17 protein-coding genes, 1 tRNA gene and 1 pseudogene are annotated in these 20,330 nt (G+C 51.8%); 5 read left to right on the forward strand and 14 right to left on the reverse strand.

The genetic code is table 11. The annotated features are described in order from the left end of the window. Nucleotides 1-31: 31 nt before the first annotated feature. Nucleotides 32-1,129: a GerAB/ArcD/ProY family transporter gene (locus R50912_RS26375; RefSeq protein ID WP_081956667.1), complete on the forward strand. Its 1,098-nt coding sequence runs from the start codon at nucleotides 32-34 to the stop codon at nucleotides 1,127-1,129. 107 nt (nucleotides 1,130-1,236) lie between these two features. Here the strand turns inward: R50912_RS26375 and ispG are convergent, their stop codons facing one another. From ispG to R50912_RS26400, 5 genes are all read right to left on the reverse strand, one after another. After that, nucleotides 1,237-2,382: a flavodoxin-dependent (E)-4-hydroxy-3-methylbut-2-enyl-diphosphate synthase gene (ispG, locus tag R50912_RS26380; protein WP_042243347.1), complete on the reverse strand. Its 1,146-nt coding sequence runs from the start codon at nucleotides 2,380-2,382 to the stop codon at nucleotides 1,237-1,239. A 128-nt stretch (nucleotides 2,383-2,510) separates the two neighbouring features. Then, the gene (gene clpX, locus R50912_RS26385) at nucleotides 2,511-3,767 is read right to left on the reverse strand and encodes an ATP-dependent protease ATP-binding subunit ClpX (RefSeq protein WP_042217131.1); all 1,257 of its coding nucleotides are present in this window, start codon (nucleotides 3,765-3,767) and stop codon (nucleotides 2,511-2,513) included. Nucleotides 3,768-3,779: 12 nt separating this feature from the next. Continuing rightward, nucleotides 3,780-4,370 (reverse strand): ATP-dependent Clp endopeptidase proteolytic subunit ClpP, encoded by a 591-nt coding sequence (clpP, locus tag R50912_RS26390; protein ID WP_042139667.1) that lies wholly within the window; start codon nucleotides 4,368-4,370, stop codon nucleotides 3,780-3,782. 303 nt (nucleotides 4,371-4,673) lie between these two features. Then, nucleotides 4,674-6,029, reverse strand: a complete 1,356-nt coding sequence (tig, locus tag R50912_RS26395) for a trigger factor (RefSeq protein WP_042239007.1) — start codon at nucleotides 6,027-6,029, stop codon at nucleotides 4,674-4,676. Nucleotides 6,030-6,125: 96 nt separating this feature from the next. Further along, entirely contained in the window at nucleotides 6,126-7,055 is a 930-nt protein-coding gene (locus R50912_RS26400) for a hypothetical protein (protein WP_042239009.1), read from the reverse strand. 150 nt (nucleotides 7,056-7,205) lie between these two features. Between R50912_RS26400 and R50912_RS26405 the strand changes: the two genes are divergently transcribed. Further along, a tRNA-Arg gene (locus R50912_RS26405) sits at nucleotides 7,206-7,279 on the forward strand. Nucleotides 7,280-7,778: 499 nt separating this feature from the next. Here the strand turns inward: R50912_RS26405 and R50912_RS36070 are convergent. The 9 genes and pseudogenes from R50912_RS36070 to R50912_RS26445 form a co-directional block, all read right to left on the reverse strand. Further along, nucleotides 7,779-9,005 (reverse strand): SEC-C metal-binding domain-containing protein, encoded by a 1,227-nt coding sequence (locus R50912_RS36070; RefSeq protein WP_042243349.1) that lies wholly within the window; start codon nucleotides 9,003-9,005, stop codon nucleotides 7,779-7,781. Nucleotides 9,006-9,072: 67 nt separating this feature from the next. After that, the gene (locus R50912_RS36280) at nucleotides 9,073-9,195 is read right to left on the reverse strand and encodes a hypothetical protein (RefSeq protein WP_269322080.1); all 123 of its coding nucleotides are present in this window, start codon (nucleotides 9,193-9,195) and stop codon (nucleotides 9,073-9,075) included. Next, nucleotides 9,188-9,580, reverse strand: a pseudogene (locus tag R50912_RS26415) (RQC-minor-1 family DNA-binding protein); the annotation flags it as partial. The pseudogene R50912_RS26415 and the gene R50912_RS36280, both read right to left, overlap by 8 nt. A gap of 531 nt (nucleotides 9,581-10,111) precedes the next feature. Next, complete coding sequence (locus R50912_RS26420) at nucleotides 10,112-11,995, reverse strand: FapA family protein (protein WP_042239011.1); 1,884 nt, start codon at nucleotides 11,993-11,995, stop codon at nucleotides 10,112-10,114. 207 nt (nucleotides 11,996-12,202) lie between these two features. After that, on the reverse strand, nucleotides 12,203-13,084 hold the full coding sequence (gene pstA / locus R50912_RS26425; protein ID WP_042139673.1) for a phosphate ABC transporter permease PstA: 882 nt from the start codon (nucleotides 13,082-13,084) through the stop codon (nucleotides 12,203-12,205). Then, a complete protein-coding gene (pstC, locus tag R50912_RS26430; protein ID WP_042239014.1) occupies nucleotides 13,084-14,028 on the reverse strand; it encodes a phosphate ABC transporter permease subunit PstC in 945 nt (314 codons plus the stop codon). Before pstC ends, pstA begins: the two co-directional genes overlap by 1 nt. A gap of 91 nt (nucleotides 14,029-14,119) precedes the next feature. Next, a complete protein-coding gene (locus R50912_RS26435) occupies nucleotides 14,120-14,983 on the reverse strand; it encodes a phosphate ABC transporter substrate-binding protein (protein WP_042239016.1) in 864 nt (287 codons plus the stop codon). 71 nt (nucleotides 14,984-15,054) lie between these two features. Beyond that, on the reverse strand, nucleotides 15,055-16,473 hold the full coding sequence (locus R50912_RS26440) for a stalk domain-containing protein (protein WP_156123348.1): 1,419 nt from the start codon (nucleotides 16,471-16,473) through the stop codon (nucleotides 15,055-15,057). Between the two features lie 418 nt (nucleotides 16,474-16,891). Continuing rightward, complete coding sequence (locus R50912_RS26445) at nucleotides 16,892-17,338, reverse strand: hypothetical protein (protein WP_042239022.1); 447 nt, start codon at nucleotides 17,336-17,338, stop codon at nucleotides 16,892-16,894. Nucleotides 17,339-17,760: 422 nt separating this feature from the next. Here R50912_RS26445 and R50912_RS26450 point away from each other — a divergent pair, with 422 nt between their 5' ends. The 3 genes from R50912_RS26450 (at nucleotide 17,761) to R50912_RS26460 (ending at nucleotide 20,273) form a co-directional block, all read left to right on the forward strand. Further along, nucleotides 17,761-18,492, forward strand: coding sequence for an ABC transporter ATP-binding protein (locus R50912_RS26450; RefSeq protein ID WP_042239025.1), 732 nt, complete (start codon nucleotides 17,761-17,763; stop codon nucleotides 18,490-18,492). Then, on the forward strand, nucleotides 18,489-19,526 hold the full coding sequence (locus tag R50912_RS26455) for an ABC transporter permease (protein ID WP_042239027.1): 1,038 nt from the start codon (nucleotides 18,489-18,491) through the stop codon (nucleotides 19,524-19,526). Before R50912_RS26450 ends, R50912_RS26455 begins: the two co-directional genes overlap by 4 nt. A 66-nt stretch (nucleotides 19,527-19,592) precedes the next feature. Beyond that, nucleotides 19,593-20,273 carry a TetR/AcrR family transcriptional regulator gene (locus tag R50912_RS26460; RefSeq protein ID WP_042239030.1) on the forward strand — a complete coding sequence of 227 codons (681 nt, stop codon included), beginning with the start codon at nucleotides 19,593-19,595 and terminating at the stop codon, nucleotides 20,271-20,273. Nucleotides 20,274-20,330 lie beyond the last annotated feature (57 nt).

The raw sequence follows: 20,330 nt of genomic DNA on the forward strand, positions 1-20,330 counted from the left end.
CATTTTACCCGGGAAAGGAAGTGAGACAAAGGTGAAGAGCCGCACTGGCATTGCTCCAAGGCAGTTCTATATTATGACATTTGGTTTAACCATCGGAACCTCGATTCTGGTCATCCCGAGCGGACTTGCGAGTACAGCCAGGGAGGATGCCTGGATTGCCTCGTTATTCAGCCTGGCGGTCAATCTGGTTATGGCGTTGCTGTATGTCTTCATCGCCCGGCTTCATCCCGGCAAGAATATCTTCGAGATTCATGAAGCTGCCTGCGGCAAATGGCCGGGTAAAATAATCTCGCTGCTGTATCTGTTCTACTTCATGATTCTCACTGGTACTTTGCTGGGTGACCTTGGTTTCTTCATGTCCAGTGAGATCATGCCGGAAACGCCGATTGAGGCGATCCAGATTATATTCCTGATTGCCGCCGTCATGAGTGCCAGTATGGGAATTATCGCACTCGCGAGAGTGGGGGAACTGATGTTTCCCTGGGTGCTGTTCCTGTTTCTGCTTCTGGTTCTGACGCTGAGCCCGCAAATTGAATGGAATCATATCAAGCCTATACTGGAGGACGGCTTCGGTCCTGTCCTTCGAGCCGGCCTTCATTCCGCCATGTACCAGGAGCTCATTGTACTCATGACCTTCCTGCCCTTGGTGGGCAAGCGAAAAGGCGGGGAAAAAGCATTACTGTGGGGAGCGGTCACAGGCGGTATCGTGCTTTCTCTTATCGTGCTGCTCAGCATCCTTGTCCTGGGCATTGAACAGACGGAGAACAATACCTTCCCGGCATACGCACTGGCCAAAACGATTAATATCGGGAACACTCTGCAGCGCGTCGAGGGAATACTGATCACCCTCTGGATATTAACCTTTTTCATCAAAATCTCACTGCTCTACCTTTCCATCCTGAGAGGTATCCAAATCGTCTTCAAGCTCAAAGCACCGAATTACCTGATCTATCCGCTGGCCGTATTGTTCATTCTCATCGCCTGGAATACATATATCAACACCGTCTATGTCAACGAGATTATTGCCAAGGTATGGGGGGAATTCTCCTTTATCTTCCAGGTATTGATTCCGTTCCTGATCTTTTCGATAACCCTGCTGAAAAGGGCTCTCCGCCAGGGACGCACTTAAAAAGCGCCCCGCTGCAGAATGTCTGATTGAACAGACCGCTGCAGCGGGGCGCTTCATGTATATAAACATTGTTGCTAATTGAATAGGATACGATAGAATCAGTTCAGTTACTTGCTGCCCTCAGGATTACCAACAACTACCGCAGGAGCCAGTCCCGCATGCTTGCGGCCGGGAATCTCGCCCGTTTCTTCAAAATGGGCTACAATGATGTCAATTTCCTTCTTCAGCTCGGAGACCAGCTCCGCCTCAGGAACCTTACGGATCATCTTGCCGTAACGGAACAGCAGACCTTCCCCGCGTGCGCCGGCGATGCCGATATCGGCTTCCCTGGCTTCACCCGGTCCGTTCACTGCGCAGCCCAGTACAGATACCTTAATCGGCACCTTCAGCTTGGAGATGTACTCTTCTACTTCATTGGCAATAGAGAAGAGATCAATGTCCAGGCGTCCGCAGGTCGGGCAGGAGATCAGCGTAGGGGCGTTCGAGATCAGACCGAAGGTCTTGAGCAGCTCACGTGCCACCTTCACCTCTTCTACCGGATCAGCACTCAGGGAGATACGTACCGTGCTGCCAATCCCCATAGAGAGCAGCGCGCCGATCCCGGCCGAGCTCTTCACTGTTCCGGCGAACAGCGTGCCGGATTCGGTGATGCCCAGATGCAGCGGGTAAGGAATAACCTCCGCCGCCTTACGGTAAGCCTCAATAGCCATCGGCACATCCGAAGCCTTCAGCGACACGATGATATCGTGGAAGTCCAGCTCCTCCAGAATGCCGATATGGTACAGGGCACTCTCGACCATAGCTTCCGGTGTAGGATAGCCGTATTTCTCCAGCAAATGCGTCTCCAGGGAACCGGCGTTGACTCCGATACGGATTGGAATCCCTTTGTCCTTGCAGGCCTTAACTACTGCTTCCACCTTATCGCGGCGTCCAATATTGCCGGGATTGATCCGCACCTTGTCGATGCCGTTCTCAATCGCCAGCAGGGCCAGCTTATAGTTGAAATGAATATCCGCTACCAGCGGGATATGAATCCGCGCCTTGATCTCCTTAATTGCCGCCGCCGCTTCTTCATTATTGACCGTCACGCGCACGAGCTGGCATCCCGCTTCCTCCAGCCGCAGAATTTCGGCTACGGTCGCTTCCACATCGGCGGTTTTGGTCGTGCACATGCTTTGGATAGCAACCTCGTTGTTTCCCCCAATAATAACCCCGCCGACATTGACGGGACGGGTCTGGTGTCTCAAGAACATGGTTTTCTCCCCCATAACGATCAAAGCTCCACCCTCTCCGCTCCCGCAGGTACTGCGGGGTGTGCGGGAGAAAGTGGAGACCCTGAATTGTATTGTTAAGCTGCACTGAGCAGATGATTACTCATTGCTTAGGCACTTTCTTCTTTTTTCTTGTCTTTCTTGAGACTAAGCTCCGGCAGGGACTTCTCCTGGACTACCTTCTCGGTAATGACACAATCCTTGATGTCATCACGCGAAGGCACCTCATACATCACGTCGAGCATAATGCTCTCGATGATTGCACGCAGTCCGCGGGCACCGGTGTTCCGTTTGATCGCTTCCTTGGCAATAGCTTCCAGGGCAAGCGGTTCAAACTTCAGCGCCACATTATCCATCTCGAGCAGCTTAACGTACTGCTTCACGAGCGCGTTCTTCGGCTCGGAGAGGATACGTACCAGGGTGTTCTCATCAAGCGGCTCCAAGGTCGAGATGACCGGCAGACGGCCGACAAACTCAGGAATGAGGCCGAACTTGAGCAGATCCTCAGGCAATACCATGGAGAGGTATTCGCCGGCTTTGAGATCCTTCTGGCCTTCAACCGCTGCGTTGAAGCCGATGACTTTTTTGCCGATACGGCGTTTGATCATTTGCTCCAGGCCGTCAAAAGCACCGCCTACGATGAACAGAATGTTCGTAGTATCGATCTGGATGAATTCCTGATGAGGATGCTTACGTCCGCCTTGCGGTGGAACAGAAGCCACTGTACCTTCCAGGATCTTCAGCAGAGCCTGCTGTACACCTTCACCGGAAACGTCGCGTGTAATGGACGGGTTCTCGGATTTACGTGCTACCTTGTCAATTTCGTCTATATAGATAATGCCGCGTTCGGCCTTCTCCACATCATAATCCGCCGCTTGAATCAGCTTCAGGAGGATGTTCTCAACGTCTTCACCGACATAACCTGCTTCCGTAAGGGAAGTGGCATCTGCAATGGCAAAAGGCACGTTGATGATCTTCGCCATCGTCTGCGCCAAGAGGGTCTTACCGGAGCCTGTAGGTCCGAGCAGCAGAATGTTGCTCTTCGTCAGCTCCACATCTTCAATCTTGCTCTGGCTGTTCACACGCTTGTAGTGATTGTATACGGCAACGGAGAGCGATTTCTTCGCTTGCTCCTGGCCGATTACGTATTGATCCAGAATATCGCGGATTTCCTTCGGTTTCGGAATATCCTTCATATCCAATTCTTCTTCGTGACCGAGCTCCTCTTCCACGATTTCCGTGCACAGCTCGATGCATTCGTCACATATATAAACGCCAGGTCCCGCTACCAGCTTACGAACCTGCTCTTGCGATTTGCCGCAAAAAGAACATTTCAATTGCCCTTTTTCATCATTAAATTTAAACATCTTACCACCCCTTTAAGATATGATCGGTGAAGAGAGTACCTGGTCAATGAGCCCGTATTCCTTCGCTTCTTCCGCGCTCATGAAGTTATCGCGGTCCGTATCCCGTTCGATTTTGTCAAGGGGCTGACCTGTGCGCTCTACATAAATCTGATTCAGCTTCGCCTTCGTCTTCAGAATCCAGTCGGTATGGATCCAGATATCGGATGCCTGCCCCTGAACGCCGCCAAGCGGTTGATGAATCATAACTTCGCTGTTGGTCAGCGCAAATCTCTTGCCAGGCGCTCCAGCTGTAAGGAGCAATGATCCCATACTGGCAGCCATCCCTACACAAATCGTTGAAACATCCGGTTTGATATATTGCATCGTATCATATATACCCATGCCGGCTGTGACAGAACCACCGGGCGAGTTGAGGTACAAGTGAATGTCTTTTTCGGGGTCATCTGCTGCCAGGAACAACAACTGTGCAATAACCAGATTGGCGACATCATCGTCAATCGCACTGCTTAGGAAGATGATGCGATCCTTGAGCAATCTGGAATAGATATCGTATGAGCGTTCTCCCCGACTTGTCGTTTCCACAACCATTGGTACCAGACTCATGCCACCAACCTCTTTTCTCTATACAGATTAGTCTTTCCGTTTCAGAAATATTTTAACACGTTCAAAGCGGGATGTCATTTATTCACTGCTGCTCTCACAGCCGCACTGCTCATGTGCATGCCATTATATCGCAATTCCGCGGGCAATGCCAATTCCTGATTCGTGGTATGTACTCACATAACGTCCGCCCCGATAAAAATAAGGCACGTAACAAAAACTTACGTGCCTTATCTGCTCTTATGGAGGCCTATTGGAAATGGCCGTACTAGGTAAAATTTCTAAAGAAGACTACTCAGCAGAAAACTACTCAGCGCTTGCTTCTTCTGCAGCCGCTTCTTCAACAGGTGCTTCTACAGCAGGAGCCGGAGCATCAACTTCTACGCTATTGCTAACGAGGAAATCAATAGTCTTGCGCAGTGAAATTTCGTCATTCAGGCTGCTCAGGGAACCATTGGCCGCCAGAATGCTGCGGATTTCATCAGGAGTACGTTTGTAAGCTTCTGCCATAGTAGCAAGCTCTTGCGTAACTTCCTCTTCGGAAACTTCGATCTTCTCTTCCTTAGCGATAACTTCCAGAACAAGGTTGTTGCGAACGCGCTTCTCGGCATCGCCCTTCATTTGTTCCTGCAGGTCTTCACGTGTCTGGCCGGAGAAGCTGAGGAACATATCCATGTTCATGCCCTGCTGGCGAAGACGGGTGTCGAAATCACGAACCATGTTCTCTACTTCACTGGCGATCATAGCTTGAGGAATTTCAACTTCAGCATTAGCAGCAGCTGCATCAACTACTGCAGTTTCGCGAACGCCTTTGAGTTCTTCCTGCTTGCGGGACTCCAGCTGTGCCTTCAGATCTGCCTTGTATTCTTCCAGAGTGTCGAATTCACTTACATCCTTAGCGAATTCATCATCCAGTGCAGGAAGCTGTTTGCGTTTGATTTCGTGCAGCTTCACTTTGAATACAGCTACTTTGCCGGCAAGCTCAGCAGCATGGTAAGCCTCAGGGAAAGTAACTTCAACATCTTTGAAGTCTCCGGTGGACATGCCAACTACTTGCTCTTCGAAGCCTGGAATGAAGGAGTTGCTTCCCAGTTCAAGGGAATGACGCTCAGCCTGTCCGCCTTCAAAAGGAACGCCGTCAACGGAACCGTCGAAATCAATTACAGTGATGTCGCCGTTAACTGCTGCTTCATCTTCAACAACAACAAGCTCAGCATGACGCTCTTGCAGACGTGTCAGTTCAGCGTCCAGCTCTTCATCAGTTACTTCAGCCTTCTGTACAGGAACTTCCAGACCTTTGTACTCGCCCAGCTTCACTTCTGGCTTAACGGTGATCTTCGCTTTGAAGATGAACGGCTGGCCTTTGGCGAATTGCTCGATGTCTACTTCAGGACGGTCTACAGGGAAGATGTCGGTTTGTTCAACGGCTTCGCCATAAGCTTCAGGAAGAAGAATGTCGATGGCATCCTGGTACAGGCTTTCCACGCCAAAACGGGATTCGAAAATCGGCCGCGGCACTTTACCTTTACGGAATCCAGGTACGTTTGCTTTCTTAACCACTTTATTAAAAGCTTTGTCGAGTGCTGCAGCTACACGGTCTGCTTCTACTTCGACTTCAAGAACTCCAAGGTTCTTCTCTATTTTTTCCCAGGTTGCTTTCATAATATACTTTTCCCTCCAAAATTGATTACATGTTTACTTAAAAAAAGTCATACAATTCACGCACAGAATAACCATTATATTATATACAACATTACTTTATTTATCAAGTAGAGAACTCTTTACAAATCCTTTGAGCGAACGGTAGGCCCCTTCGAATTGAAAGCGCATGCTGTCTGTGATCCCGTACATACTCCGTGTTTCCTCTTCATTCCGGTTTCCGTTCAGGCTCTCCGACACCATCTGGTGCAAGGCTCCGGCCCAAATATCCAGCAGCGAATACTCTCCGTCCAGCAGCTCGCGGTATTCCTTCGTTCCATAAATCGACATGATGAACTGCCCCCATAGCTCCTGGGCAAAATAGTACAGCGTCGGCTCATGCACCTCGGCCTGCTCCGCCACCCGCTCCAGCACCTGGCTTACCTGCGGCGGGAACTCGTCATTGTGCAGCGGCACTGCCTCGATCTCCACCTCTGCAGCTTCGTAGCCGCGGCTCAGCCTGACCGCCCCCTGGGCCCCACGGCGGCGGAGCGTCTGCAGCGTGCGAAACTGCAGCAGCGGATGCACCTCAGCCTGCTGCAGCCAGCCGGTCAGCGCTTCATCTACATGGCTTCCCTCCAGGTAGGAGAGCTGCTCCAGCGCTAGCACGGTCGCTTCGGACAGCGGCTCATTCATGATCCGCTTCAGCAGCTTATCGGGATAATCCGCATCCTCCTCCAGCTTGGATTTGGCCAGAATCCGGGCCATATCCTCTTCCTTCAGATCCTTCTCTTCTGCAGAGGGGGCACCATCCGCATCCCCGCCCTGTGCGGCGTAGGGAAAAGCCGCTTCCAGCCAATCCAGCAGCGACTGCCACTCCTCGTAGTGCCGCTCTTCCTGTCCTTGGCACTGCAGCAGAAAACGCAGCAGTTCCATCGCTTCCCCGTAACGTTCACTTTCCAGCATTACCGTAAGCTGGATCTGGTAATAATCCAGCGTCTTCGGGAACAGCACGATATTCTCTTTGGCAGGGGAATTGAATTGATTCATGAGGGCACCTCCTTTTCTCCGTTCCTCTTCATCCGAACCCTAATCAATTGTAGATTATAGCATATCCCCGTACGGTTTCAAAAAAACAAGTTGAAAAAATAATCTATGTATGATAACATAATTTTTGCTTGCTTTTCAGTCAGGCACCATGTCCCGGTAGCTCAGCCGGATAGAGCATGCGCCTTCTAAGCGCACGGTCGGGGGTTCGAATCCCTTCCGGGACGTCATAGAACAGCCTCCCTTCGGGGAGGCTGTTTGTGCGTCCGGGGGATGAGAATCCTTGGCGCCAGCCGGGGACGCTAAAGCATACGCTTCGTTAGCACCTGCTCCGCAATCAGCCCGAATGGGCTGTATCCCTTCGGGGACGTCTGTGCCAGCACATAGCGTAACCCTTGCGGACTGGAGGGCCCTTATTTGGGCGGATCACGCCATTCCGCAGGCCATGCGGACTCAGATTCCGTTAAGTAACCAATTCCACCTCATTATGAGCTTCAAATTACAATTTAAGCGCTCCTGAGTCCGCATCGGACAGATAAGCAGCCTTTTTCGCCAAATAAGGTCATCTGTGTCCGCATAGTTCTGCCGCCTCCCCCCACTTCTCCCACCCTGCTTCTATATCACTCACAGCAATACTCCGCGCAGATCCTAACAAACTCTCACTACTCGTATCCCACCGTGGAACTCACAATAATATTCCCCGCTCCCGGCACGATTATGTTCCCACTAAGCACCGCAGCATTTCTTATGCTTCTTCCCGCTTCCGCAAGGACAAGGATCGTTGCGGCCTACTTTTTCCGGGCTTATATATGTTTTTTCAGTTCCGTTTAATCTGTTATAAGTTCCTATGGGGGCTTTAGTTCTAAACATCCGGTCCGCTTCTGCCTTACGCTTGGCCAGCCTAGCCTCCTCCTGATCAAGCTGCTTCTTCCAATCCTGTAATGAAGGATGTAGTGTGTCCGAGATTACGCAGTAAGCATATATCGACTCCGTGAGATTCAATAATCCGCGGTCGTAGTCTCCTTCCAGCATAGCCTGGACTATAGGAAGCCCATTATTTGAACCAAGTTCACAAAGACCTTCAGCCAATATAGTCGCGTTGGTGAGATCTCGTTCTCCCGGCAACAATCTGAGCACTGCCTCCTCTGAATCGGGCAGCTTGATTTTACCGAACACACCAGAGGCATACAGCCGGTAGCTCTCCCCTTCAGCAATAGAATATTGCTCAGTGAGCGTCGTAACCACCCCGGCTGTCCCGATACGAACGAGCGCCTCTTTGGCATTCTCCAGAAGCAAGTCATCCTGAGAACCGAAAAAACCGCACAGCACAAGAATAGCCGCCTCCAGCTTCATTAGGCCTGCCAGCTGGATAAGATAAGGCACTTCATAGCTTGGGTCGTGAGGATCATTGTCGCGCAGCCTCTGCAGCACAGCCTCGGTATCCATACATCTGCGGCGGGACAGCTCATTTACGATTTCGTCCCCGTAAGCCGTATCAAACTCACCCCAACTTTTCCCTGTGCTTTGTTCAATAAACACTTTGAAGACATCCAACAGTTCCTGGTCATCCAGGTTCGCAAGATTACTCTTTTGAACCAGCAGCTTTTGCCAGCTCGGATCTTGCTCGACTAACTCCATAAAGGGGATGGACTGCTCAGGACTGCAATGACGCAAGATGATCTGCAAATGAAATTTCGTATTCTTATCGATAGTAGGCGACTGGTATAAAGCCAGCAGCTCGCGGATCACTTCTTCAGTTAGCGGGAATTTATAGGTATGGGGCAGGTGAACCGTCCCGGCATCCCCGGATTGCTTCATCCTTTCTAGCACAAGCGGCATTAGAGTAGTATCGTTCTCATATAAAAAGCTGTCAGCAAAGTATTGCAGGGCAGTATTACTTACAATTGGCTCCGGATGGAGGATGAAACCTTTTACTTGTTCAGTTGTAAACATCAGCATGTCCCTCTCTTATTATGATTCTTCCGGCTTCTTCAGCACATAATGGGTAGCGTAGCTTGTTTCAATATTGTAATCCCCGGAACCCGAGCCTTAAGAATACATCCAGCGGACTGACAACGCCCTTCTCCGAAATGAGACCATTGACTATTCCGTGAACTTTCTTGCGCAGCTCCAGCCTATTCACACCGATTCCCTCTCCTCCTGCCTGCAATAAGAACATTTCTCCGGAAAATGAAGCCCATCCTCCTTGTAACAGCGTTGAAGTCAATGGGTTCCCACTGCTGCAAATACGGTATGTACTTCTTATCACCTGAACATAAAATTTTAAACAAGAGTATGAAGATCATGCCACGGTTTCGTTCCTTCAAATATTCCATGCTGACCGGCGTAATCCCGTTATCTAGCCATTGATCCCATTCCCGCAGAAATTCTTCCGCCCGCCGTTCCCGCTCAACCGCCCACCCGCGCGGAGTGAACACGATCATCGGGAACTTGCCGGAGTACTCGGTTCGCAGATAATCGGCAGCAATCAGTTCATCTACTTTCTCCACAATCTGCTCATGCGTGCTATCACGGTAAAATCAATTTTTCACATAAGATTATAGCATATCCAGACAAGTGAATCGTCACGATCCGGATGCCTCCTTGCGAACTGGAAGGCCCTTATGTGGGGCGGATCACGCCATTTCGCAGGTCATGCGGACTCAGATTCCGTTAAGTAACCCGTTCCCCCGCATATTGAGCTCCAAAAGACAATATAAGCGCTCCTGAGTCCGCATAGGTCCGCGGAACCCTCTGTTCTATCATAGAGCACTTCTCATTGCTATCAGTCCCCTCCTCATTCCTCTCGCTCACTCCTCACTGCTTCCACCTCACCCCCTCACCGCTTCTTCTATCTTGCCTGTTACTCCCTGCAACCTATATCTATCATCCTGCCGCTTACCCTCACTTCCCGCCACATCCCCTCACTTACCTTCATCCCTGCCACCCGCACCCGCATCCCCGCACTCTGACGTTCTCCTTCACGTGGCACCTTGCGCACACTGCTCCACAACAAAGAGCGCCCACGCAGCCACAAGGCATACGGGACGCTCCCTTTATTATACTAACCCTCTCCCGGACTCCGCCGACAGCTTCATGCTACGCAGGCTCTCGGCGTCAAAGACCAGGTTCTCCACCGGCTCGGTGATGTCTGCGGTATAGCGGTCAATGGTGACTTTACCCAGGTACATTTTGCGCACAGAGATACTTTGTTTGGCCTTGAGGTAGGATTGTGCGCCGCTCTCCCCGCCGACATAAAAGGCAGCAATGCTGCCCCCGGCCTCCAGCTTGGAGCCGCGGCAGACGGAGAATGTTTGGAGAAACGTAATATTGCCCGAAGAGAACAGCTCACTCTGCACGATCCCGTCCCGGTGGATGATGATGTCGCCGTTGGATTTCAGCGTGCTGTTCTGGCATTTGCCAATGTTAACCTCGACCTTGGTCTCCTGCATCCGGGCCACCCCCCTATGCAGCTCTTCCAGCATACTGATCACTCCGCTTAGCGAAGCTTCACTCATATAATCCACCAACTGGGCCGGCTTCAGGAACAGATTCAGGAAATGCAGCGTCTGTTCCAGATCCTGATGGTAAGAGGCCTGAACGGTTGCCAGCACCGAGAGCAGCTCCTTGATCAGCTGCGGGATCTTCTGGAACTTGCTCTCCAGCAGCAGCAGCACAGCCTGTCCGTACTTCACGCTCTGCTTCCGGCCTTGGACCGCCTGGACCAGCATCCGGACCGCGGTCTGGAGGATCTTGGTCTCTTCTATCAGCTGCTTGGAGCAGTTGTAGATCCGGTTGTACATCACGCCGAAATACCCGGAGTACAGATTGCTGTTCACTACATTGCCTTTGACGAGAATGCTGCCGGTGGCTGTGATGGTGGAGTTATAGATGCTGCCGGCAACATAGACATTGCCCAGCGACTCAATGATCATATTGTCCTCGACATCGCCCCGTATAATGACATCACCGGAGAATACAATATTGCCGGATTTAATGTTCACATTGCCGGGTACGATGTAGGACGTGCAGATGTCGAAATATTTGATCCGGTCACCGGTCACCCGGGGCCGGCCTTCACGCAGGGCGCGGATTTCATTGCCGATCAGCAGGACTGTATTATTTTTGGCTAGAACCGAAAGGTCTGCAGGCGTCGGAGGATATAGAATCTCTCCATATACGTCATAGCCGGGAATCCCCTCGATAACCGGAATTTTGCGCGCCAGCACTTCACCGCGGATCGCGGAAGGAATACGCAGATGACTGCGGTAATCCACCTGGCCTTCAATCTCGCTGAATTCATTCTCAATCGTCTCGGAGAAAAACAGTTCAAGATGCGCATTCTCCCCAGGCACAGCCGCTCTGCCCTGGGCAGCGGTAATTGGCTGATACGTGGGATTCTGCAGTTCAGCATGAATTCCGGAGATATTCAGATTCTGAATGATCCCCCGGCGCTCAAAATCGGCAATAATCTGGTTCAGACCCAGAATTCCGACAACATTCTCCGTATCCATCACGGCGTCTACTTCCACCATACCGGCGGATAAATGGTCATTCAGCTTCCAGGAGAATTTTTTCGTGGAATGGAGGGTGAAAAAAGCCAGCAGACGATCCTCCGACACGGTAATCGAATACAGCGGCGGCTGCGAAATTTCCCACTCTATAGTATCCCCGGTAGTCACCTCGGCCGGGCCGGAAACCGGCTCACCGTTGACATATAGTTTAACCGGAAGAACCCCCATAATAACTGCGGGCGAACCACCGGGCAGCGGGTCCTGTATGAAGATTTTGTCAGCCCGGACCAGCACCCGCCCCCCGTGGTCATGATCCGGGTCATCGGATACCATAAATGAAATATCAAACTCTATATCACCATCAGCTTGTGACAGCTCCAGCATATTAATCAGCTTATTCAGTTCCTGCTCGGACATACGGTCAGGCATTCGGCATACCCCCTGTTCCTTATAACCGCTTTCACTCTAGTATTATTATAATTTTAAGCAATGGAAATAGATAGGCTCCCCTGTGAAAAAAGCCCTCCGGCGGCTGCGATCCTCTCCGCTGCTCTTAACGTCAAACAGGCTGCCCGCCATGGATTATCCACAGCAAAGGCAGCCTGTTACTTACATATACCGCTCCAAGTCTAAGTCTCAGCGCCCCCTGCGGCGGTTCCCCAGCCACAGCGGAAAGCGGAAAATAAAGTTAATCAGCAGGACTACGAACACCAGCACCGCAGCGGATTTGTCCGCGATCTGCCGCGCATCCTCGACAATTGCCTCGGACTGCACGTACCACAGATGTACCGCCAGGGTCTCGCCCGGTGAGAACAGATTGAAATCCCACATCTCGCCGGAGGTGCTGAGTCCGGCGGTCAGGATAATGACCGCCGATTCCCCGAAGGCGCGCCCGGCCACGAGGCAGACGCCGGTGATGATTGCCGGAAGGGCTACCGGCAGTACTACCTTGCGGATGACATGGAACTTCGTCATGCCGAGTGCATAGCCGGCTTCACGGATCTCGCCGGGGACCGCGCGCACGGCTTCTTCCGTCACGCGGGCCAGCATCGGCAGATTCAGCAGTGCCAGGCTGACGCCTCCGCCGAGGATGGTCAGGCCGACACCGAAGTACTCGGCGAAGATCGCCAGGCCCAGGAGGCCGAACACGATGGACGGAACGGAGGCCAGGGATTCCACACAGATGCGCAATGCGCCTGTGAAGGCATTATCCGGCGCATACTCCGCCATATAGATACCTGCCCCGATCCCGATGGGAACCGAGATCAGCAGCGAGATGAACAGAATATAGAAGGAGTTGAAAAGCACAGGACCGATCCCCCCGCCGGCATCCATCTCTTCCGGCTGCTTGATCAGGAAGTCAGGCCGGAGCGCCGGCAGGCCTTTGCTTAAGATCGTGAACAGCAGCCAGAAAATCAGCAGCATCACCAGAGCGCCCAGTGTGTAGAAACCGATGGTTGCTATTTTGTTGCGCCGCTGCGCCCTTGCCGTATATCGTGTACGGGTAAATCCGTTCATCAGGCATCCCTCCGTTTACGGCCCAGCACGCGGATAATTAGAATCAGCACAAAGGAAATAAGCAGCAGCAGGAAGGCCATCATATGCAGGGAGTAGTTCCAGGTGGACTCAAACTCAACATTAGAGATCTGCATTACAATGTTGCTGGTCAGCACGGAGGTTGGCGTGAACAGGGTCTTCGCCAGCTGCGGTGTATTCCCGATCACCATAACCACCGCCATGGTCTCGCCGATCGCACGGGTCATGCCGAGAATAACAGCCGAGATAATCCCCCGGCTCGCTGCCGGCAGCACAACACGCATAATGACCTGAAGACGGGTCGAGCCCAGCGCATACGCGGCGTCACGGTATTTGCGCGGAACGGACACAATCGCATCATCGCTGATCCGGCAAATGGTCGGCAGGACCATCAGCGCCAGCACGAGGGCTGAAGCGAGCAGTCCGTCCCCCAGCCCTTCTCCGCTCACTCTACGCAGGAAGGGAAGCAGTACGGTCAAGCCCAGATAGCCGTATACAATAGAAGGTATGCCGACCAGCAGATCCAGTACCGGACGGATGAAGCTTGTCATCCATTTGGGGGCGATCTCCGCACAAAGCACGGCCATGCCTACCGAGATCGGTACAGCAATGACCAGGGTCAGTGCCGTCAGCGATAATGTATTTACAATAAAGGCAGCGGCGCCGAAGGCCTCCTCTTCCGGTGTCCAGTTGAACGAGAAGAAGAAATCGAGCGGCGAGATGCTCTCGAAGAGCAGCAGTGCCGTTTTGCCGATGAATACAATAACTAGTCCAAGCACCAGACACAGCGCAAGGATACTGAATAAGAAATAATAACGGGATATCGTATTGCCTAGCAGATGTCTCTTATGTCTTCTGGTATTTACTTTAACTTCCTCAAGGCTCTTCTGTGTCTGTGCTGTCAGTCTATGAACCGGTGCCCCCATACTTTCCCTCCTGTAAGAGGCCAACCCCGCATGAAGCTCCGGAGCTGGCCGCTGTTACCTATCAGTCTGTTACCTTGTACTAGGATTGATCCTAGGATTGCATGGCGGCAATCGGAATGAATTTAAGCTTTTTAAGTGAACCCTGCTGGAACTTCTTGCTCTGCACGTACTCGATGAATTCTTTAGTAGCGCCGGTAGGCTGGCCTTTGGTCATGTAGTAGCCGTAAGCCCAAATCTTGTACGAACCGTTGATAACATTGTCCGTAGTCGCTTCCACTCCGTTGAACTTCACGGCTTTGATGTCACTGCCGGTCACGTAGACAAGGTCGATGTATCCGATAGCGTTCGGAGTAGTGCCCACAGCTGTTTTCATATCGCCACTGGAGCCGGCTTCCTTGTAATTCTTCTCTTTCTTCACAATATCTCCGCCGGCAAGTGCCTTCGCCTGATAGTTGACCCGGGTACCGGAACCGAAGGCACGGGTGATCACCACGATGTTGGCATCTGATCCGCCGACTTCCTTCCAGTTCGTGATTTTGCCGGAGTAGATGCCTTTAAGCTGTTCTGTAGTCAAATTGTCTACACCGACGTTTTTGTTCACGATGGTTGCAAAAGGAATAACGGCTACCTTATTGCCTACCTGTCCTTCAAAAGCCTTGAACCCGGGAACATCCATACTGGCATCCCAGTCGCAGGCGCCGATGTCCGCAATGCCTTTCTTCACGGCTTGGGGGCCGGTTACGGAGCCTTTGCCTGAAGCTGCGATTTTCACTTTAGGGTGAAGCTTCTGGAATTCTTTGGCGGCCTGCAGCGTCAATGGAAGCAGTGCGGTCGAACCGTTAACGGTGATTTTACCCTTGAGACTGTCCGCAGCAGCGGCAACCCCTGCAAAAGCTGCGGTAACCGCGATAACCGCGGTGAGCGCTGTTACTGTTAATTTTCTGAAAACCTTCATGTCTAAAATCTCCTCCCGGCGGCCAGCGCCGATAAATGTTGTTATGAATCATTGTTACTCAGTATTAGTTATTAGTTGGACAGCTGTACTGCTTTGCCGTTCTGAATGACAAGGATTTTGCCGTCGCTCACAATTGCCACTTTGCTGCCGTCATTCGATACAGACACCTCGGACACATCCTCTGCCGTACGGAATACTTCAACCGGAGCCGCTCCGCCCGCAATAGAGTAGATTACTGTGCTGCCGTCTGCTGCCAAGCCTGCAACCACCAAGCCTGTACTCACTCCAGCAGCCCAGTTGGCTTCAGCACTCAAGGTGATATCTGTGCTGGTACCGTCTGCTGTAATCGACTTCAGGGTATTGGCGGCAGTGCCCTCCGGATCTGCACTCAGGTACACTACGCTGCCGCCCGCAAGAATCTCCGGATACAGCTTGTTGTCGAGCGCTGTAGTCAGGGCTGCCGGCTTCGCGCCTTTGGTGGCCAGATCCAGCTTGTACAGCTGTTCTCCGGCTTTGCTGAAGTCTACAGTCAGTGAATCTTCAGTACTGTCGGCATCATTCTTGGCTGTGCCTGTTACATTGACAATGTACACAGCAGTTTTGCCGTCCGCCGATACGCGAAGCTCCGATTTATTCTCCACTTTATCCTCAAGCAGCGCTTTGACCTCTCCGGTCTCTACAGAAATCTGCGCCAGCTTCTCCTGCTTGTCGCCTTGAATGAAATAGATCGTCTTGCCGTCGCTGGACCATACGAGGTCCGTCTTCACGCTGGTGTCTTTGCCAAGGGTAGTGATCACTCCGCTGGACAAGTTGATCAGTTGCATAATGCCTGTCTCATTGCTGAACGCGCCCCACTTCTGATCAGGAGATACTGCATAATCCATTACACTGCTGTTGGAAGAGAACAAGTCATAATTGCCTGGCACCAGGCTAAATTTGTAGATCATTGTCGATTCAGCATCGCCTTGGTTCGCGATCAGTGCGCCGTCGGCATTCCAATGAAGGGTGTCAAATTGACCTGTCGGCCGGGCGAAGCTCAGGATGCTGCTGGTATCCGCCTGCAGCTCACCGCCAAGTGCGGTAACCAGCTTCGTGAGTTCTACATAGGTTTTGTTGTTATGAACGACAGGTGCTACTGTAAATTCCTGTGCTTCACCATCAACCTGATAGCTTTTTACACCCGCCTGAATCTGTACATTATGTAGGCCCTTGCTGTCATTTAATAGAAATCCGCTGCTGCCGAGCACAAGTCCTGCTCCAAGCTCCCCTGCCACCTGGCTTAACGAATAGAGTTTATATCCACCGCTGTTGATTGTGCTGAGCGCAACCGGCGTACCATTGATACTCCATGTAGTACTTCCCTCTTGAACTGCGGCTGTCTTGACGGCGGCGGCGCTCACACTGCTGCTTGTAGCCAAAACACTTACTGATCCCCCTGTTACGAGAAGTGCTGAAGCCAATGCTGCACCGATCCATTTACTGTTTGTCAATTAGATTCACCCTTTTCCTATAGGTAACTGCTAATGTTATTTTCATCTACGAATGTCAATTCTGTTGCAGAGGAATGTTATGGAAATATTAATTGTAAAAGTAATCACATTTTCGCTCTCCTAAATGGATTGAACTTTAACCTTTTCGAGAAAAAACCAGTCGCCACTGCGGTGAATATTTGGACTTCCAGCCGCTGTTGTTCCCTGATTTCTTGATTGTTACCGCTATACGCGGTGGAAATCCGGGGACAAAGGCGGTCGCTCCCGCTCCTACAGTTCCAAAATTCCCCTCCGTCACTCCTTTTCTTTCTCAACTTGTCCATCCAATCTATTAAAAAAAGCAAAAATGTTTATGGGGAGGAAAATACAACGGCGGACCCCGGAATAACTCCAGGACCCGCCGTTTGTAAAAGTTATGTTAATTCAGTATCCACGTCACGATAATCTCATTACCGCCGGACTTAGAGTCCGAGCTGCTGCCAATAATAGAATATGAATAAGAACCGCTTACCTTGCCATTAATTAGAATGTTGTTGCTGTCGACAATCTCTGTTCCGCGTTCCAGATCCTTGTCCCTTACATATTTCTGATATGTACTTCCAAGAGCGGTCATACTTTCCTCTGTCTCGTAGATCAGCATAGAGGATTTCTTCCCTTCTGCCACCTCACCTTGAGTAAAAGTGATGCCCGCGCCTTCCGGTATTGGCAGATCGTCAGGCAAATACTGCTGCGCGTCCGCATTCTCTTCCGCCAGGGTATGAAAAGCTCCGCTGTCCGCTTCTGCACCGTCTGAACTGCTGCAGCCGCTAAGTCCGGCCGCTGCGAGAAGCACTCCCAGAGTAAGGAGCAGCTTATGTCCTGCCATGATTCGCACCACCTTCTAATGGAATGGGTTCAAGTAGCCGGTAATCTCCAGTATTCTCCTTATTACCCTGATAACCGGCAGGTGGAAACGGGGAATACCTAAAATTTAATATGATTTATGCGGCGGCAGGCGGAGACGGGTCCGCGTCCTTAAGACATTGTGCATGTGGTGCATGTGCCCTGCGGGAGCCTGACACAGCTTTTTCATAATCTGTCCGCCGGTCAGGCGGACTGACAATCAGCTATTGCGGGCAAAACATCAGATTCCCAAGCTAACCGCAGTCTTGTCCGCAATAGAGGATATCATTCGCACGTCAGATTTATATTTTTGTGTACTTGGAAAAGAGATTTACTTTTACCAAGAGAATCATTATGATAATGAGTGAGTACTCACTCATAATGCTAAGAATTGAGGAGATCACAATGAAGCAAGCCCCCCCAGTGATTACAGTAACCCATGTTGACCGGGCTTTCGGCAGCAAGAAGGTATTGAAGGATATTACGCTGCAGGTGGAGCAGGCGGAAACCTTCGGAATTCTGGGCCCGTCCGGCTCCGGCAAAACCACGCTGGTCAAGCTGCTCACGGGCATAGACGAAGTTACCTCCGGCGAGATTAACGTCCTTGGGGTACGGATGCCGAAGCTTGCCATGCTGCAGCAGATCGGCTATATGGCCCAGTCCGATGCACTATACACTGAACTGAGCGCCAAGGAGAATCTGGAGTTCTTCGCTTCCCTCTACGGTCTGAAGGGCGGCAACCGGACACGGCGGATCAGAGATGTAATGGAGCTGGTGAACCTGCAGGAGCATTTGCGCAAAAGAGTAGACCAATACTCCGGAGGCATGAAACGCCGGCTGTCCCTGGCTATCGCGCTGCTGCATGAGCCGCCGCTGCTGCTGCTGGATGAACCCACAGTCGGGATTGATCCAGTGCTGCGCCAGTCGATCTGGAAGGAACTTAAGGCGTTGAACCGTAAAGGCACCACGATTGTACTCACCACACATGTTATGGATGAAGCGGAGAAATGCGGCCGGCTGGCTATGATCCGGGATGGCGTTCTGCTCGCTGTAGACACGCCCGCCGGACTGCTGCAGGCAACCGGCTCCGCTACCATTGAAGAAGCCTTCCTGTACTATGGAGGTGTGCGCTCATGAGAATCCGTGCGATTACCCTGAGAATTCTGCAGCAATTCATCCATGATAAAAGAACCATGGCGCTGATGTTCATCGCCCCCCTGCTGGTGCTCAGCTTGATGAGCCTGGTCTTTAACAGCGACGCTTATAAGCCGAAGATTGGCGTAGCCTCCGGTGCTGCAGTGTTCAGTACCGCGCTGGAAGCCCAGAAGGCTGAAGTTACCAGCTATGATAATGATGAATCCGGCAACGCCGCCCTTCAGTCCGGGGACATTGATGCTTATATTACAATGAAGGGAACCACTCCTGAGATCATGCTGGAAGGCAGCAACCCGACCGCTAACCGTGCCGTGATGATGGCCATGCAGGAAGCTATGCAGAGCCTGCAGCCGTCAGCGGCTGGCAGCGTACAGCATCAGCCGCAGATCAGCTATCTGTACGGCGCCGAGGATATGAAGACGATCGACCGTTTCGGCCCGATTATGATCGGGGTATTTGTATTCTTTTTCGTCTTCCTGATCGCGGGCGTCTCCTTCCTGCGCGAGCGGACCACAGGAACACTGGAACGCCTGCTCTCCACTCCGCTGAAACGCTGGGAAATCGTGCTAGGATATGTCTGCGGCTTCGGTATCTTCACCGTCTTTCAGGCGCTGCTGATCTCCTGGTTCTCGATCCAGGTGCTTGGCATTATGATGGCCGGAAGCTTCGGCTACGTTCTGCTGATAACCTTGCTGCTCTCGATGTCGGCACTGACACTCGGCACCCTGCTCTCGGCATTTGCCGCTAATGAGCTCCAGATGATCCAGTTCATTCCCCTGGTCATTGTGCCGCAGATTTTCCTGAGCGGATTATTTCCGATGGATACCCTTCCGCTCTGGCTGCAGCGCGTAGGATTGGCAACCCCCATCTACTACGGCGCCCAGGCACTGATGGATATCATGATCCGCGGCAAGGGATGGAATGATATCGCTCTTGATGTATTCGTGCTGATCGGCTTCTCCCTGCTGTTCATGCTGCTGAATGTGCTGGCCTTGCGTAAGCACCGCAGAATGTAACTTCGAATTCGCAGTATGGGCTGTGGTACACTTGAAGGTAAGAGCAAGAGAGTTGGAGGGTCCATTATGGAGAAAGACAAGGCTGCAGAGCAGCAGGGGCAGGAGCAGTGGATTCAAGAGCTGCTGGCCCTCAGTGAAAAGGAACAAATGACCCCCAAGCAGAGGTCCATTCTGCAGGCGGCCATTGATACATTCTCGGAGAAGGGGTTCTCAGCAGCCGCCACCAGTGAGATCGCCCAGAAGGCGGGTGTGGCTGAAGGAACGATCTTCCGCTACTACAAAACCAAAAAAGATCTGCTGCTGGCCATCGTAGTCCCCACCATGAGCCGGATGATCGCTCCGTTTGTGATGCGTAATTTCAGCGGTGTGCTGGATGTACCCTTTGAGAGCTATGATGCCTTCCTTAAGGCATTCATGGTGAACCGGCTCGATTTCGCCCGTAAGAATCTCAAAATTATCAGAATCCTTATCCAGGAGATCCCCTTCCAGCCCGCGCTCAGAGAACAGCTAGTCGAGAATATTCTGAGCCAGGTGCTGGAGCGTGTCACTGTAATCACGGATCATTTCAAGGAGCAGGGCCAGCTTACGGATGCTCCCACTCCTGCGATCATCCGCTTCACCATTTCCTCGGTCATCGGCTATCTGCTGGCCCGCCTGCTGCTGATGCCGGACCATGACTGGAATGACGAGGAAGAGATTGAGCAGACCGTCAGCTTCATCATGCACGGAATTGGCGGGGCAAGGTAAAAGCGCAGGCCATATGTAACCCGGCGGGGCAATATACAATCCCCGCCGGGTTTTTGC

The organism is Paenibacillus sp. FSL R5-0912 (assembly GCF_000758605.1).
In the GTDB taxonomy this organism is placed as follows: Bacteria; Bacillota; Bacilli; order Paenibacillales; family Paenibacillaceae; genus Paenibacillus_AQ.

Coding starts and splice junctions, on each gene's coding strand:
- pstA (WP_042139673.1), bottom strand. CDS start 13,084: ATGAACGGATTTACCCGTACACGATATACGGCAAGGGCGCAGCGGCGC.
- tig (WP_042239007.1), bottom strand. CDS start 6,029: ATGAAAGCAACCTGGGAAAAAATAGAGAAGAACCTTGGAGTTCTTGAA.
- R50912_RS26420 (WP_042239011.1), bottom strand. CDS start 11,995: ATGCCTGACCGTATGTCCGAGCAGGAACTGAATAAGCTGATTAATATG.
- R50912_RS26455 (WP_042239027.1), top strand. CDS start 18,489: ATGAGAATCCGTGCGATTACCCTGAGAATTCTGCAGCAATTCATCCAT.
- R50912_RS36070 (WP_042243349.1), bottom strand. CDS start 9,005: ATGTTTACAACTGAACAAGTAAAAGGTTTCATCCTCCATCCGGAGCCA.
- R50912_RS26400 (WP_042239009.1), bottom strand. CDS start 7,055: ATGAATCAATTCAATTCCCCTGCCAAAGAGAATATCGTGCTGTTCCCG.
- clpP (WP_042139667.1), bottom strand. CDS start 4,370: ATGAGTCTGGTACCAATGGTTGTGGAAACGACAAGTCGGGGAGAACGC.
- ispG (WP_042243347.1), bottom strand. CDS start 2,382: ATGTTCTTGAGACACCAGACCCGTCCCGTCAATGTCGGCGGGGTTATT.
- R50912_RS26450 (WP_042239025.1), top strand. CDS start 17,761: ATGAAGCAAGCCCCCCCAGTGATTACAGTAACCCATGTTGACCGGGCT.
- R50912_RS26435 (WP_042239016.1), bottom strand. CDS start 14,983: ATGAAGGTTTTCAGAAAATTAACAGTAACAGCGCTCACCGCGGTTATC.
- pstC (WP_042239014.1), bottom strand. CDS start 14,028: ATGGGGGCACCGGTTCATAGACTGACAGCACAGACACAGAAGAGCCTT.
- clpX (WP_042217131.1), bottom strand. CDS start 3,767: ATGTTTAAATTTAATGATGAAAAAGGGCAATTGAAATGTTCTTTTTGC.
- R50912_RS26445 (WP_042239022.1), bottom strand. CDS start 17,338: ATGGCAGGACATAAGCTGCTCCTTACTCTGGGAGTGCTTCTCGCAGCG.
- R50912_RS26460 (WP_042239030.1), top strand. CDS start 19,593: ATGGAGAAAGACAAGGCTGCAGAGCAGCAGGGGCAGGAGCAGTGGATT.